At 60.4% G+C, this 15,201-nt stretch carries 12 protein-coding genes; 3 read left to right on the top strand and 9 right to left on the bottom strand.

Features of this window, described 5'->3' with window-relative positions:
* Positions 1 to 7 precede the first annotated feature (7 nt).
* Complete coding sequence (rpsA, locus tag LVY75_09990) at positions 8 to 1,711, top strand: 30S ribosomal protein S1 (protein ID XAZ23580.1); 1,704 nt, start codon at positions 8 to 10, stop codon at positions 1,709 to 1,711.
* A 128-nt stretch (positions 1,712 to 1,839) separates the two neighbouring features.
* Here rpsA and LVY75_09985 read toward each other — a convergent pair whose 3' ends face one another.
* The 3 genes from LVY75_09985 to LVY75_09975 form a co-directional block, all read right to left on the bottom strand.
* Entirely contained in the window at positions 1,840 to 3,366 is a 1,527-nt protein-coding gene (locus LVY75_09985; GenBank protein XAZ23579.1) for a hypothetical protein, read from the bottom strand.
* 225 nt (positions 3,367 to 3,591) lie between these two features.
* Positions 3,592 to 4,218: a ribonuclease D gene (locus LVY75_09980; protein ID XAZ23578.1), complete on the bottom strand. Its 627-nt coding sequence runs from the start codon at positions 4,216 to 4,218 to the stop codon at positions 3,592 to 3,594.
* A gap of 108 nt (positions 4,219 to 4,326) precedes the next feature.
* The gene (locus tag LVY75_09975) at positions 4,327 to 4,536 is read right to left on the bottom strand and encodes a SlyX family protein (protein XAZ23577.1); all 210 of its coding nucleotides are present in this window, start codon (positions 4,534 to 4,536) and stop codon (positions 4,327 to 4,329) included.
* A gap of 170 nt (positions 4,537 to 4,706) precedes the next feature.
* On the opposite strand from LVY75_09975, the gene uxaC reads away from it, so the two are divergent.
* Positions 4,707 to 6,122 carry a glucuronate isomerase gene (uxaC, locus tag LVY75_09970; GenBank protein ID XAZ23576.1) on the top strand — a complete coding sequence of 472 codons (1,416 nt, stop codon included), beginning with the start codon at positions 4,707 to 4,709 and terminating at the stop codon, positions 6,120 to 6,122.
* Positions 6,119 to 7,576, top strand: coding sequence for a mannitol dehydrogenase family protein (locus LVY75_09965; protein XAZ23575.1), 1,458 nt, complete (start codon positions 6,119 to 6,121; stop codon positions 7,574 to 7,576). Before uxaC ends, LVY75_09965 begins: the two co-directional genes overlap by 4 nt.
* Before the next feature lie 183 nt (positions 7,577 to 7,759).
* On the opposite strand, the gene LVY75_09960 is transcribed toward LVY75_09965, so the two are convergent.
* From LVY75_09960 to LVY75_09935, 6 genes are all read right to left on the bottom strand, one after another.
* Positions 7,760 to 10,210, bottom strand: coding sequence for an FAD-dependent oxidoreductase (locus LVY75_09960; protein ID XAZ23574.1), 2,451 nt, complete (start codon positions 10,208 to 10,210; stop codon positions 7,760 to 7,762).
* Entirely contained in the window at positions 10,211 to 11,086 is an 876-nt protein-coding gene (locus LVY75_09955) for a phosphotransferase (protein XAZ23573.1), read from the bottom strand.
* 70 nt (positions 11,087 to 11,156) lie between these two features.
* Complete coding sequence (gene ugpC / locus LVY75_09950) at positions 11,157 to 12,233, bottom strand: sn-glycerol-3-phosphate ABC transporter ATP-binding protein UgpC (GenBank protein XAZ23572.1); 1,077 nt, start codon at positions 12,231 to 12,233, stop codon at positions 11,157 to 11,159.
* Positions 12,234 to 12,249: 16 nt separating this feature from the next.
* Entirely contained in the window at positions 12,250 to 13,323 is a 1,074-nt protein-coding gene (locus LVY75_09945; protein ID XAZ23571.1) for a Gfo/Idh/MocA family oxidoreductase, read from the bottom strand.
* A gap of 36 nt (positions 13,324 to 13,359) precedes the next feature.
* Positions 13,360 to 14,238, bottom strand: coding sequence for a carbohydrate ABC transporter permease (locus tag LVY75_09940; GenBank protein XAZ25884.1), 879 nt, complete (start codon positions 14,236 to 14,238; stop codon positions 13,360 to 13,362).
* 1 nt (position 14,239) lies between these two features.
* Positions 14,240 to 15,199 carry a sugar ABC transporter permease gene (locus tag LVY75_09935; protein XAZ23570.1) on the bottom strand — a complete coding sequence of 320 codons (960 nt, stop codon included), beginning with the start codon at positions 15,197 to 15,199 and terminating at the stop codon, positions 14,240 to 14,242.
* Positions 15,200 to 15,201: the final 2 nt, after the last annotated feature.

Below are 15,201 nucleotides of genomic sequence, written 5' to 3'. Positions count from 1 at the left end.
AGATTTTATGTCAGTAGCAACTCCCTCTCGCGAGGATTTCGCGGCCCTTCTCGAAGAGTCCTTTGCCAAGAATGATCTGGCTGAAGGCTATGTTACCAAGGGCATCGTCACGGGCATCGAAAAGGATGTCGCCGTTGTTGACGTCGGCCTGAAGGTCGAAGGCCGCATCGCGCTCAAGGAATTCGGCGCCCGCGCCAAGGACGGCCAGCTCAAGGTTGGCGATGAAGTCGAAGTTTACGTCGAGCGTATCGAAAACGCGCTCGGTGAAGCCGTTCTGTCGCGCGAGAAGGCTCGCCGCGAAGAAAGCTGGGTCAAGCTCGAAGCCAAGTTCGAAGCTGGCGAGCGTGTCGAAGGCGTTATCTTCAACCAGGTCAAGGGCGGCTTCACGGTCGATCTCGACGGTGCGATCGCCTTCCTGCCGCGTTCTCAGGTCGATATCCGCCCGATCCGCGACGTTACCCCGCTGATGCACAACCCGCAGCCCTTCGAAATCCTCAAGATGGACAAGCGTCGCGGCAACATCGTGGTTTCGCGCCGTACGGTTCTGGAGGAATCCCGTGCCGAACAGCGTTCTGAAATCGTTCAGAACCTCGAAGAAGGCCAGGTTGTTGACGGCGTCGTCAAGAACATCACCGATTACGGTGCGTTCGTTGACCTCGGCGGCATCGACGGCCTGCTGCACGTCACCGACATGGCATGGCGCCGTGTGAACCATCCGTCGGAAATCCTGAACATCGGCCAGCAGGTCAAGGTTCAGATCATCCGCATCAACCAGGAAACCCACCGCATCTCGCTCGGCATGAAGCAGCTCGAGTCCGATCCGTGGGATGGCATCCAGGCCAAGTATCCGGAAGGCAAGAAGATTTCCGGTACCGTTACGAACATCACCGACTACGGTGCGTTCGTCGAGCTGGAGCCGGGCATCGAAGGCCTGATCCACATCTCGGAAATGTCCTGGACCAAGAAGAACGTTCACCCCGGCAAGATCCTGTCCACGAGCCAGGAAGTCGAAGTCGTCGTTCTCGAAGTCGATCCGTCCAAGCGCCGTATTTCGCTCGGCCTCAAGCAGACGCTGGAAAACCCGTGGGCAGCATTCGCCCGCAGCCATCCGGCTGGCACTGAAGTCGAAGGCGAAGTCAAGAACAAGACCGAATTCGGCCTGTTCATCGGGCTCGACGGCGATGTTGACGGCATGGTGCACCTCTCCGACCTCGACTGGAACCGTCCGGGCGAACAGGTCATCGAGGAGTTCAACAAGGGCGACGTCGTCAAGGCTGTCGTTCTCGACGTCGACGTCGAAAAGGAACGCATCTCGCTCGGCATCAAGCAGCTCGGCAAGGATGCAGTTGGCGAAGCCGCTGCTTCCGGCGACCTGCGCAAGAACGCTGTCGTTTCGTGCGAAGTCATCGCTGTCAACGACGGTGGTATCGAAGTGAAGCTCGTCAACCACGAGGACATCACTTCCTTCATCCGTCGCGCCGACCTCGCTCGCGATCGCGACGAGCAGCGTCCGGAACGCTTCTCGGTCGGCCAGACCGTTGATGCCCGCGTTACCAACTTCTCCAAGAAGGACCGCAAGATCATGCTGTCCATCAAGGCTCTGGAAATCGCGGAAGAGAAGGAAGCCGTTGCTCAGTTCGGTTCGTCCGACTCCGGCGCTTCCCTCGGCGACATTCTCGGCGCGGCTCTGAAGAACCGCGGCGGCGAATAATCCTTCGCTGATCCATTGAAATGAAGAACCCGCCGGAGCAATCCGGCGGGTTCTTTCGTTTTGGGAGGTTTCTTAAATTCCTTGCTCCCACGCAAAATCGTCAGGCGCTTTGCTGGAATTGCTCCGGATTACTCCCAGCCGACCATGCGCTGGTAAAGAGCATAGACCGGGTCAGCGACGGTTGCCGGTGCAGTCGACGGATCGGGATCGAACATCTTAGGCTGGCGCCGCTCCTCACGCGGGGCTTCCCCTTCCTCGGCCTGCTGCGCTTCACCGCCCTGACCGGATTGCGCCTCCTGCTGTTGCTGCTGATCCTGAGAGCCGTCATTTTCATGTTGCCTATGAGGCGGCTCATCGGCCTTGGTTGCCTTATATTCGTCGCGAGCGAACTGGTAGGGCGTCTGGGCGTAGGGCAGACCGTCCGGCATACGTGCCGCGAGCGGGACATAGGAGGGCGGCTCGACAATGGCGCCGGGCACCGGCATCTGAGGCTGTGCGGCAATCTCGCGAACCGGACGCGCCGCTTGGGCCGCAACGGCGATTTCCGCCTGGGACGGGCGAGAAGCCTGTGCAACTTGGGCGGAAGCAGGCTCGACGACGTCTTCCGGGGTTGTGCGAACCAGGCTCTCTTTCGCCTCACTGATGACGGCCTCGTCCAGCATGGCATCGATTTCGACGGCGGCTTCGACAGGTGTATCCGCCAACAGGGCAGTTGCCTCCTGCTCGCGGATGATCGTTGCGATCATCTGTGAAACCTGCTCGGTCATGGAACTGGCGATGCCGGTCCAGTTGCGCGGGATAACCGGGTCAGCCCTGGCGGAGATTGTCTGCTGCTCGGCAGCGGGTCCGGCCTGTTCCGGTTCGACCGCTTCCCCATCCACGGATGCGGCCGGGGCTTCTTCTGTCTCTGCCTGCGCGGCTGCCTGCGGTGAAGCTTCATGCGCCGCTGTCGCGGACTGACTGCCGGTCTGCCGATCTTCAGCAGTCAGATCGGTTGTCACGACAGCGGCTGCCTCGGCCGGAGCGATTTCATCGGCAGGAGGCATTGTTGCAGTTTCAGCCGGCTTTGCTGCAGACGGACGTGTAGCGGGGAGGTTTTCTTCCTGAAGCCTGATTTCCGGCCGCTGCTCGATCCGCGGCGGTGCGGCATCGTTCTGGCGATAGGAGCGGACCACGGCACGGGCTGCGAGATCCCTGTCCTTGTAGTTGATCATCTCGACATAGGTGATGACACGGGTCGCCTCCGGCCCGGTGGGGTCCCTGAGGGCAGCGGCGATCATTTTCAGCGGCAAGCTATGTCCGTCATCGGAAAGCTGGCGCTCGACCGCGTCGATCTGGGCATCGGGCATGCGACGGATGGCATCGGCGACACGGGTGGCAAAAGCCTGATCGGATTCGCCTTCACCGCGTTGCAGCGCGATGGTGCGCCCTGTTGCATTGATGATGTCGAGAAGTGCTTCAATCATGCGCTGGCGCGCGGCGATGAGCAGAATATTGAGCTTGCCGGCAATCGCGGCATTCAGATCGGCCGCTTCAACTGCATTTACCGGGGTGGGGGCGACCACCGAACGGCCGAGGCCACCGGCAACGATTGCCGCCGTCTGACCCTGAGAAGAAAGGCTTGCATTGGACGCTGAACGAATGGGAGACAACACAGGCACGCTCCTTTCGCAAAGTGGCTATGAAAGCAGGTCGTACAACGAGACCGCGCTCATCCGGCCCCGTGCATCCCGGCAGATCCTCCTGTCCGCATCGGCGCGTTTTGCACCGTCGAATGCATAAAAATTGAAGAGAATGTTAGTGAAAATATCTTAACGAACGGCTAACGGCCGCAAACGCCAGTCTACGGCCGTGCGCGCATGTCCGATTAAAGGCCGATGTCAGCTATGGGCGAAGATGTCTGCCTCTTCCCAGCCGAGAAGATCGAGCTTGGCGCGCGTCGGCAGGAATTCGAAGCAGGCCGTCGCGTGCTCGAGGCGGCCGTCGCGAATCAGGCGCTCGTTCAGCTTGTCGCGCAGCGCATGCAGATAGAGGACATCAGAGGCGGCATATTCGAGCTGCGCCTGCGAGAGCGTTTCGGCAGCCCAATCGGAGGATTGCTGTGTCTTGGAGATATCGACATCGAGCATCTCCTTGAGATTGTCCTTCAGGCCGTGGCGATCCGTGTAGGTGCGGATGAGGCGCGAAGCGATCTTCGTACAGAAGACCGGCGTAGTGGTGACGCCGAACGTGTGGAAGAGCACGGCGATATCGAAACGGCCATAATGAAAGATCTTCTGGCGCGACGGATCGGCAAGCAGCGCGACGAGGTTCGGCGCTTCCTTCTGACCGGCCGCTATGCGGATCACATCGGCAGAACCGTCGCCCGGCGAAAGCTGTACGACGCAGAGGCGGTCCCGGCGCGGCACGAGACCGAGCGTTTCGGTATCGATCGCGATCGCGCCGGTGTAACGGGCGGCGTCCGCCGCGGAAATATCGCCTTGGTGATAACGGATGATGGCCGCCATGGGATGTCTCTCGTTCAGCTTCGTCTTTCCGGGCTATATCGCAAAGGCGGGAAGCGCGAAACCGCTTTCCTTCTGCAGGTCGGCCATCGGCTCCGCTGCGCTGCCCGCTCAGTAGTGCGGCGGTTTGGTGATTGCCGGCGCTTCCAGCGATTGTTCCTCCAGGCTCAAAAACCGCTCGGTCAATCGATCGAGCTTGGCGCGCGTCTGCTCCATCACTTTCCATTGTTCGGCAAGCTGATCGGAAAGCTCATCAATCGTCTTTGCCTGATGGGCCAGCATTTCTTCCAGCTTCGTGATGCGGGCTGCCTCGTCGGACATCGGTTTTCTCCGGGGAAATCAGGTGGCATTCCAAAGCCCAAATAGGCCGAAGCGTCAATGGTTTCGAGGCCTCACGAAAACGATTCCGAAATGAACCATTTGGTTACTAAAAGCCCTTGCCGCATTCCGTCTTGTGGGGTAGGCCCTTATCCCATCAGGGAGGATAACTGATGGATGTAGGCAATGGCTTTCTTCATCCGGACCGGCTCTTTCCCGCCGATCCGGCAACGCGGACAATAGCACGCGATCTCTACGAGACCGTACGCGCCCTTCCGATCGTCAGCCCGCACGGGCATACCGAACCATCCTGGTTCGCAGACGACAAGGCCTTCGAAGACGCCGCTTCGCTGCTCGTCATTCCCGACCACTATCTCTTCCGCATGCTGCACAGCACCGGCACCAAACTCGATGAGCTCGGTGTGCCACGACTCGACGGCAAACCGGTGGCGAGCGGCCGGGATATCTGGCGTGCTTTCGCCGCCAAATATCATCTTTTCCGCGGAACGCCGTCGAGCCTTTGGGTCGACCATGCCATGTCGGCCGTGCTCGGCTGCACCGAGCCGCTGACGGCTGAGAATGCCGATGCGCTCTACGATCATATCAATGCGCAGCTGAAACTTCCGGAGTTCAGGCCGCGGGCGCTACACCAGCGCTTCGCCATCGAGACGATCGCCACAACCGAAGGCGCGCTCGACCCGCTTCCGCACCATCAGAAGATGGCGACCGACGGCTGGATCGGCAAAGTGCGCACCACTTACCGACCGGACAGCGTCACCGATCCCGATGCCATCGGCTTCCGCGACAATCTCATCAAGTTCGGTGAGATCACCGGCTGCGACATCACCAAGTGGGATGGGCTGATCGAGGCGCACCGCAAGCGGCGCGCCTATTTCCGCCAGTTCGGCGCAACGGCGACCGATCATGGCGTGCCGACGGCCTTTACTGCCGATCTGCCGCTTGCCGAAAAGCAGGCGCTGCTCGACAAGGCGCTGAGGGGTCCCCTTTCGGCCGCCGATGCAGAGCTTTTCCGCGGCCAGATGATGACGGAAATGGCTGGGCTCTCGGCCGAAGATGGCATGGTGATGCAGATCCATGCCGGTTCGCGCCGCAACACGGACCGTGAACTTTTCGAAACCCGTGGACCGAATATGGGCGCCGATATTCCGACGCGCACGGACTGGGTCGGCGGCCTCAATGCCCTGCTTTCGAAATACGGCCATGCGCCTGGCCTGCGCATCCTGCTCTTCACGCTCGACGAGACGACCTATGCCCGCGAGCTTGCGCCGATGGCCGGCCACTGGGCCTGCCTGATGATCGGGCCGCCCTGGTGGTTCCACGACAGCCCGCTCGGCATTCGTCGTTATCTCGACCAGGTCGTCGAGACGGCCGGTTTCGCCAATCTTGCCGGCTTCAACGACGATACGCGCGCGCTCCTGTCGATCCCCGCCCGTCACGATGTCTGGCGCCGCGAGATTTGCCGCTTCCTGGCGCAGCTTGCGGTCGAGCATCGGATTTCCAAAAAGGAAGCCGAGACCGTGGCGCGCGAACTCTCCTATGATAATGCGAAGAAGGCCTACAAACTGTGAGCGACAGATTACAGAACGTGACCGGCCTTGCGCCGACGGCGAAGCTTCCTGCCTATGACAGGAATGCGCTAAAGGCCGGCATCCTGCATCTCGGTCCCGGTGCCTTCTTCCGTGCGCATTTCGCGCCTTTCACGGACGGCGCGCTGGCAGCCGCCGGCGGCGACTGGGGCATCGAGGTGGCGAGCCTGCGCACCCCCGATGTCGCGGATAACCTCTCCGCCCAGAACGGGCTCTATACCGTGCTGATCCGTGATACATCGGGCACGACGGCTCATGTTATCGGCTCGATCCTGGGGGCACATGTGGCGCCCCGCGATCCGGCAGGCCTGCTGACACGGCTCGAAGATCCTGAAATCCGCATCGTCAGCATGACGGTGACGGAAAAGGCCTATGGTTTCGATCCGGCAACGGGAGGGCTTGACCTCAAGCATCCCGATATTGTCGCCGACCTCGCCAACCGGCATGCGCCGCGTGGCGTCATCGGCTATCTCGTCGAGGGTCTGAGGCGGCGCCGGGAGAAGGGTATCGCTCCCTTTACGCCGCTCAGCTGCGACAACCTGCCGAGCAATGGTGCGGTGCTGAAGCGTCTGGTGCTGGAATATACCGCCCGCATCGATGCGGATCTGCATCGATGGATCGAGGCGAATGTGCCTTTCCCTTCGACGATGGTCGACCGCATTACGCCGGCAAGCACCGATGAGACCTATGCCGATGCCAAGCGGCTGACGGGCCGCACAGACCTGGCGGCAATCGAGACGGAGCCCTTTACCCAGTGGGTGATCGAGGACCACTTCGTCAACGGCCGTCCGGCGTGGGAAAAGGTTCATGGCGCGCTGATGGTCGAGGAAGTCTCGGCCTATGAGAAGATGAAGCTGCGTATGCTGAACGGCGCGCATTCGCTCCTCGCCTATCTCGGCTATATAGCAGGCTATGAATTTGTCCGCGACGTCATGGATGATGCAGGATTGGCGGCACTGGCACGCCGGCACATGAGTGCGGCGGCGGCGACCCTGGATCCGGTACCCGGCATCGATCTCGATGCCTATGCGAACGAATTGATAGCACGCTTTGCAAACAAGGCGATCGCCCACCGTACCTATCAGATCGCCATGGACGGCACACAGAAACTGCCGCAGCGCCTGCTGGAACCGGCAACGGAAGCGCTTGCCAAGGGTAGCAAAGCGGAGACCTATGCGATCGCCGTTGCGGCCTGGATGCGCTATGCGACGGGTCTCGATCGGAATGGCGAGCGTTATGAGTTGCGTGACCCTCGCGCCGGGGAGATTGCGGCTTTGATCGCCGATGTGCCGCGCAACGGCGCGGCGGTCTCGGCTGCACTGTTCAAGCTACCAGGCCTATTTCCGAAGGCGCTGACCGGGAACATCGCCTGGACGGAGGACGTGGCGAACAAGCTGGAGATTCTTATCCAGGACAATAGGCTGCCCCTTTATTGAAGCACTTCGCGCCGTTCTCATCCCGTGGCTGCCACGGGATGAGAAAGCGTCAAGGGAAGCCGGTTCTCGCCGCAGTCGTCCAAATCGCGTCGTCATCCCGAGGTTTCGCTTGCCGAGCTTTAGGTCTTTGCTTTTACGCACTTCGTCATCGCAAAACCGCTGCGCACTTTGGCGCGACATGCTTTAGGCCTTGATCCGCTTCATTTCGGGGTCATAGAGCGGCTTTAGCGAAACCTTGCAGGGCACGCGTTCGCGCGCGACATCCAGCTCATAGACGCCGGAGAGGACAAAATCCTCCGTTACGCCATCGCTATGACGCACATAGCCGTAACCGATTGGCTTACCGATGGTATAACCGAAGCCGCCACTGGAAAGCCAGCCGACGCGCTGTCCGTCACGGTAGATGGTTTCACGGCCAAGCAGCACGATATCGGGATCATCGGGCACAAAGCAGGCGAGCATCTTCTTCACACCGCTTTCGAGCTGCCGCTCGATCGCCGCCCGCCCCTTGAAAGGCGTGGTCTTGCGTGTCTTCACCGCCCAGCCGAGCCCAGCTTCAATGGGCGTGTGATCAGGACCGATGTCAGAACCCCAGGCGCGATAGCCCTTTTCCAGACGGCAGCTCTCGATCGCGCGATAGCCGGCGTTGACGAGGCCGAACTGCCCGTCTGCGGCCATCAGCGCATCATAAACGGTCGTCGCGTATTCGATCGGCACATGCAGTTCGTAGCCGAGTTCGCCGACATAGGTAATGCGCAACGCCCGCACAGGGCAGCCGGCAATGCCGATGGTCTTGACCCGACCGAAGGGGAAGCCAGCGTTGGAGGTGTCACTTGTCGTGACCCTTTCCAGGATGGTGCGGGAATTCGGGCCCATCAGCGAGAGCACGGTATAGGCGGAAGTGACATCGACGAGTTCGGCGTGGAGGCCATCGGGAATGCTGCGCGAGATCCAGTCGAAATCGTGCGTGGCGAAGCCGGTGCCGGTGACAATGTAATATTCGTTTTCGGCAATGCGCGCGCAGGTCACGTCGCATTCGATGCCGCCCTTGTCGTTCAGCATTTGCGTGTAGATCAGTGATCCCACAGGCTTTGAGACATCGTTGGCAGCAATCCATGACAGTGCCGTGTCGGCATCCCTGCCCTTCAGCACGAATTTGGCAAAGGAGGTCTGGTCGAAGATGACGGCTGCTTCGCGCACCGCCTTGTGCTCGCGGCCGACGGCCTCAAACCAGTTCTGGCGGCCATATGTGTAGATATCCTTCGGCTCTTCATTGGCGAAGAGATCGGCAAACCAGTTCGGCCGCTCCCAGCCGAGTTTTTCGCCGAAGCAGGCGCCCTGCGCCTTCAGCCGTTCATAAAGCGGCGACTTGCGGCAGGGACGGCCACTTGAGTATTCCTCGAAGGGAAAGGCCAGGGTGTAGTGTTTGCCATAGGCCTCCAGGGTTCTCGTGCGAACCCAGTCCGTGTCGAAATGCGGGCGGCCGAAGCGGCGGATATCGACCGGCCAGAGGTCGTAGGGCGGCTCGCCCTTCGTTACCCATTCGGCAAGCGCCATGCCGGCGCCACCGGCAGACGCGATGCCGAAGGCGTTGAAGCCGGCACCGACGAAGAAATTCTTCAGTTCCGGTGCTTCGCCGAGGATGAAGTTGCCATCGGGCGTAAAACTCTCCGGGCCGTTCAGAAGCTGCTTGATGCCCGCGTTTTCAAGAGCGGGCACGCGACCGAGCGCCTGCTCCATGATCTGTTCGAAGTGATCGAAATTGCTGTCGAGCAGCGTGTAGTGGAAACCTTCGGGTATGCCGTCCATAGCCCAGCCGATAGGATTCGGCTCATAGCCGCCCATGACCATGCCGCCGACCTCTTCCTTGTAATAGGTGAGGCGATCAGGATCGCGCAGCGTCGGGAGATTGGAAGGCACACCGAAGGATTCGGTGATGATGTATTGATGTTCGACGGAGACGAGCGGCACGTTGACGCCGAAGCGGGTGGCGAAACTGCGGGTCCATTGGCCAGCGCAGACCACGACACGCTCGCATTCGATACGGCCTTGTGCGGTGATGACGGCGCGGATCCTGCCCTTGTCGATTTCGAGATCGAGTACTTCTGTGTCCTCGAAGATCGAGACACCGGCCATGCGAGCGCCTTTTGCCAGCGCCTGGGTAATGTCGGAGGGATTGGCCTGGCCATCCGTCGGCAGATAGGCGGCGCCGACAAGATCGTCTGTCGTCATCAGCGGCCAGAGATCAAAAGCCTCTTGCGGATTCAGAAGATGCATTTCGAGGCCGAAGGACTGGGCCGTCGTCGCCTGACGCTTGACCTCGATCCAGCGCTCCTCGTTACAGGCAAGCCGCAGGCCGCCATTCATCTTCCAGCCGGTGCCGAGGCCGGTCTCGGCTTCGAGCTTCTTGTAGAGGTCGACGGAATATCCCAGAAGCTGGGTGATATTGGCGCTGGTACGCAATTGCCCGACGAGGCCGGCGGCGTGGAATGTCGTGCCGGAGGTCAATTTCTTGCGCTCCAGCAGCACCGTGTCGGTCCAGCCGAGTTTGGCCAGATGATAGGCGGTCGAGCAGCCGATGATGCCGCCGCCGATGACCACGGCCTTTGCCGTCTTCGGTAATTCCTTCGTCATTCAATGATCCTGTTCAAATGCCCGATAGGCGCGCTCAAAACGTGCACGATTTTCGGCGGTATAGGTGGCGTAGTCGAAATCGATGGTCGAATGGATCTCGGAGATCATGCTCCAGAGCGTCTCGCGCAGCAGCGAGGCGCATTTCATGGCCTGGTAGCGGCGGCTCAAATCATCCGTCAGCGGCCGATCGAAATAGGTTTCCAGCATCATGCGCTCCGCCTCTTCAGAAAACTCACTGTTGGACGCAAGACCGCCGAGATCGAACAGCGGCGTATTGAAGCCGGCATAATCCCAGTCGATCAGCCAAAGCCGTCTGCCATCGTCGAGGAAGTTGGCGGCGAGCAGGTCGTTGTGACCGAAGGCAATCTCGAAGGGGCCCGCGGCTTCTTCGAGACGCTCGGCTTTGGCAAGCAGCTCGTCCAGCAGCGGTGCATAAGGACTGCCGGCAGCCTTCAAGTTTGCGATGTAATCGCGGATCACATGGAAAACCCAAAAGATCAGCGCCTGACCGCGAAAATGGCGGGCCATGTCGCGGTGGCAGGCGCGGATCAGTGGAATGAGACGGGCAAGCGTTTCGGGCTTCCTGACATCATCGGGCGACAGTGGTTTGGCATCAATGAAATCGAGAACCAGCACGCCTGGCGCATGATGGATAACGGCAGGCGAGATGCCGGCCGCATGGCCTGCACGGCTTGCCGCAAGCTCGTTCTGCCTGTTGATGTGGTGGACCGGGATATCGTCGCCCAGGCGGACAACGCGACGCTGCGCGCCATCTCTCACCAGATAGTTCCGGTTGGTGAGGCCGCCGGTGATCGGGACTATGTCGATCGGACCTTGCCAAATGCCAAGCGCATGGATCCTCTCTTCAGGCGTCACGCCTATCCCCCTCGTCACCCTCAAGGAAATGATGGGCTTGAGAGGGATCGGCTGTCAAGCGGCGGCTTTTTCAGATCGTCTTGCCGCTGGCGTCGAAAACGTGACAGCGGGCGGGATCGAAGGATGCCTTCACATTGGTGCCGCGCTCGACCTTCTGCTGACCATCAAGCGCTATGGTTAGCGCCTGGTTGTCCGGCGTCGTTGCGTAGAGCATGGTGGCGCCACCGAGATTTTCGACGAGATCGACATTGACGGTCGAGAGCACGGTGCCGCCTTCCGTCACGGCAAGATGTTCTGGGCGGATGCCGAAGGTAACGTCCTGGCCCGGCTGACCGGCAAGCCGACGGCCGAGCTGGATGGAGCTGCCGCAGACGTTAATCGTCGAGCCGGTGTCGGTGACACTTTCGATCCTGGCATTGAGGAAGTTCATCTTCGGGCTGCCGATAAAGCCGGCGACGAAACGGTTGGCGGGATTGTTGTAGAGGTCGAGAGGGGCGCCAACCTGCTCGATCCGACCGGAATTCAGGACGACGATCTTGTCGGCCATCGTCATGGCTTCCACCTGGTCGTGGGTGACGTAGATCATCGTGTTGCCGAGGCTGCGGTGCAGGCGGGAAATCTCCACGCGCATCTGGACGCGCAGTTCAGCATCGAGGTTGGACAGCGGCTCGTCGAAGAGGAAGATGCGCGGCTCACGCACGATGGCACGGCCGATTGCAACACGCTGGCGCTGGCCACCCGAGAGTGCCTTCGGCTTCCGTTCGAGCAGCTTCTCGATCTGCAGGATCTGCGCGGCGCGGCGTACTTTCGGTTCGATTTCCGCCCGCTTGTAGCCTGCGGTTTCGAGACCGAAGGCAAGGTTCTTGTAGACCGACATATGCGGATAGAGCGCATAGGACTGGAAGACCATGGCGATGCCGCGCTTGGCGGGCGTCACCTCGTTCATGCGCTCGTTGTCGAGCAGCAGCGCACCACCGGAGATTTCCTCGAGGCCGGCGATCATGCGCAGCAGCGTGGACTTGCCGCAGCCAGACGGGCCGACGAAGACCGCGAACTCACCGGGATCGATCGTCAGGTCGATGCCGTGGATGACGTCGAGCTGCCCATAGCGCTTCTCGACCTTCTGAAGAACGACACTCGTTGCCATGTTCCGAAATCCCCTCTTATTTGGTTCTTGCACGCCAGTCGGCGTATTTCGGGCTGTCAGGACCGATCGGCAGGGCAACATCGGCGCCGCTGTCGGAAGATTGGTAGATGGCCGTGACCAGCTCCAGCGCGCGCCTTGCATCCGCGCTCGTCACCGGAAGCGGTCCCTTGCCCATCAGATAATCGTGGAAGCGCAGCATCTGCGTGTTGAAGCGCAGCGGTACGGGCTGCCAGTCAGCGATGACGGCATCGATCTTCGCCTGAACTTCGTCATCGGCAGCAATAATCTGCCAAGGATCCTGGCCGGGCGCATAGGCCTCGTGATTGCTCTCGAATGTGATGTTTTCGAAGTGAAGCCTGAGCCGGCTGATCTCGTTCTGCGAGCCGAGCGTGCAGGACAACGAAACGAAGGCGCCGTTCTGCATCTCCAGGCTGATGGAGGCGCAGTCTTCGACCTCGATCTCGTTGACGCGGGTCGCCACGCGGCCGAAGACGCGGGTTGCCGGACCGGCGAGATAAAAGAGCATGTCGTGCAAATGGAGCGCATGGGTGACGAGTACGCCACCGAGTTCGGTAGCCCATTTGCCGCGCCAGGGTACTGCGTAATATTCCGGCTTGCGGCGCCAGAAGGTCTCGACCGAGCCCATATAGAATTTACCGGCAAGCCCGGCATCGATGATGCGCTTTGCCTTCTCGACACCATCGCCGTAGCGATATTGGAAGATCGGCATCAACGTGCCTCTGGCGGTCTTCTCGGCAGCGATGATTTCGTCGACCCCGGCGAGCGAACCGGTGAGCGGCTTCTCGCAAACGACATGCTTGCCGGCGGCAAGTGCGGCAATGACCTGTTCCTTGTGGATGCCCGGCGGCGTGCAGATATCGATGATGTCGATGCCGTCATCGGCAAGCAGCTCGTCGAAGGAGGTCGTGCGCCGTTCGATGCCGAATTCGTCGCCGATCGTCCTCAGGCGATCTTCGTTCAGGTCGCAGATCGCTACGACCTTGAACTTGTCCGGATGCGGCAGATACCCCTCGACGATATGGGAGCGGCCGATACCGCAGCCGATGATCGCGACTGTCTTGATGCTCATGTCACTTTATCCTGTCTGGCTTTTCCGCCCGATCCATCAACGCTTCATGCCAGTCGTGGCGATGCCCTCGATCAGCAGGCGCTGGAAGAACAGGAAGAAGAAGAACACGGGCACGAGCGTGAGCGTCGACATGGCGAACAATCCGCCCCAGTCCGATGCGCTGGTGGAGTCCACGAAAGTGCGCAGGCCGAGCTGGATTGTGTAGGTGTTCATGTCGTTGAGGTAGATCAGCGGACCGAAGAAATCGTCCCAGGTCCAGATGAAGGAGAAGATGGCAGCTGTGGCCAGAACCGGCAGCGACAGCGGCAGCATGATCTTCCAGTAGATGCGCCAGGCGCTGCAGCCATCCATCATCGCGGCTTCATCGAGTTCGCGCGGGATGCCGCGGAAGAACTGCACCATCAGGAAGATGAAGAAGGCGTCGCTTGCCAGGAACTTTGGCACGACCAGCGGCAGGATGGTGTTGACCCAGCCGAGATCAAGGAAGAGCACATATTGCGGGATCAGCGTCACGTGATAGGGGATCATCAGCGTGCCGAGCATGATCGCGAACCAGAAGTTCCGGCCGGCAAAACGCAGTCGCGCGAAGGCGAATGCGGTCAGCGAACAGGCAATGACGTTGCCAGCGACAACCAGCAGCGAGATGACGAGCGAATTCCAGAAGAAGCGGCCGAAGCTGATGTCGAGGCCGGTCCAGCCGCGCACGTAGGACGAAAAATCGACCGAGGACGGAATGAGCGAGGTCGACGAGAAGATCTCGTTTTCCGGTCTGACCGATGCCGACACCATCCACAGCAGCGGATAGAGCATCAGGAGCGAGGCGGCGATCAGCAGCGCGTGGATGACGAGCGTTGCCGGCAGGCTGCGTTTGGTAATGTCCGATGGCGGCCTGGCCGCGGTGACGGAAGCGGTCATCTCAGTCATCGTAGTGTACCCAATAGCGCGAGGTCAGGAAGGAGAAGGCCGTAAAGATCGCGATGATCACCACGAGGATCCAGGCGAGCGCCGAGGCATAGCCCATGCGGAAATTGCCGAAAGCTTCCTGATAGAGATAGAGCGTATAAAACAGCGTCGAATTGATCGGGCCACCCGTGCCGCCGGATATGATGAAGGCCGGCGTGAAGGCCTTGAAGGCGTCGATCGTCTGGACGACAGCATTGAAGAAGATCACGGGCGTCAGCAGCGGCAGGGTGATCTTGTAGAACTGGCGGAATTTCGATGCACCGTCGAGGCTTGCAGCCTCATACATATCCTGCGGGATCTGGCGCAGGCCGGCCAGGAAAATGATCATAGGCGAGCCGAACTGCCAGACGGAGAGTGCGACCAGCGTGTAGATCGAATAGCTCGGATGCGAAATCCAGCTCGGGCCGACGATACCGAAATGCGAAAGCGCGGCGTTGACGAGACCGTCGCTGGCGAAAAGCTGGCGCCACAATACGGCGATCGCCACGCTGCCGCCAAGAAGGGACGGAAGGTAGAAGATCGCGCGGTAGATCGGCAGGCCGCGCAAGCCCCGGTTCAGGGCAAGCGCAACAAGAAGCGCAAAAGTCAACTTGAAGGGCACCGACAAGACGACATAGGTCAATGTGACGGACATGGCCGATGCAAATTTCGGATCGGCCGTCGCGATGCGCACGTAATTTGCGGCTCCCACCCAACCCGGCGCCCTCAACATGTCGAAGTCGGTGAAGGAGAGGTAGAGCGAAATCAGGGCCGGGCCGAGTGTCAGGCCAAAAAAGCCTATCAGCCACGGAAGCAGAAAGAGATAGCCGGGAGCATTGGCATTCCACAGCCGCCGGAGGCGTCCGTCAGCCCGTACTCCCTGATATCTTTCCACGGTTACCGCCCCTGCGGACGTGCGCATCGCATTGGTCATAT

Origin of the sequence: Sinorhizobium sp. B11 (assembly GCA_039725955.1) — a bacterium.
Classification (GTDB): Bacteria; Pseudomonadota; Alphaproteobacteria; order Rhizobiales; family Rhizobiaceae; genus Rhizobium.
This window is presented reverse-complemented; position numbering and strand designations above follow the sequence as displayed.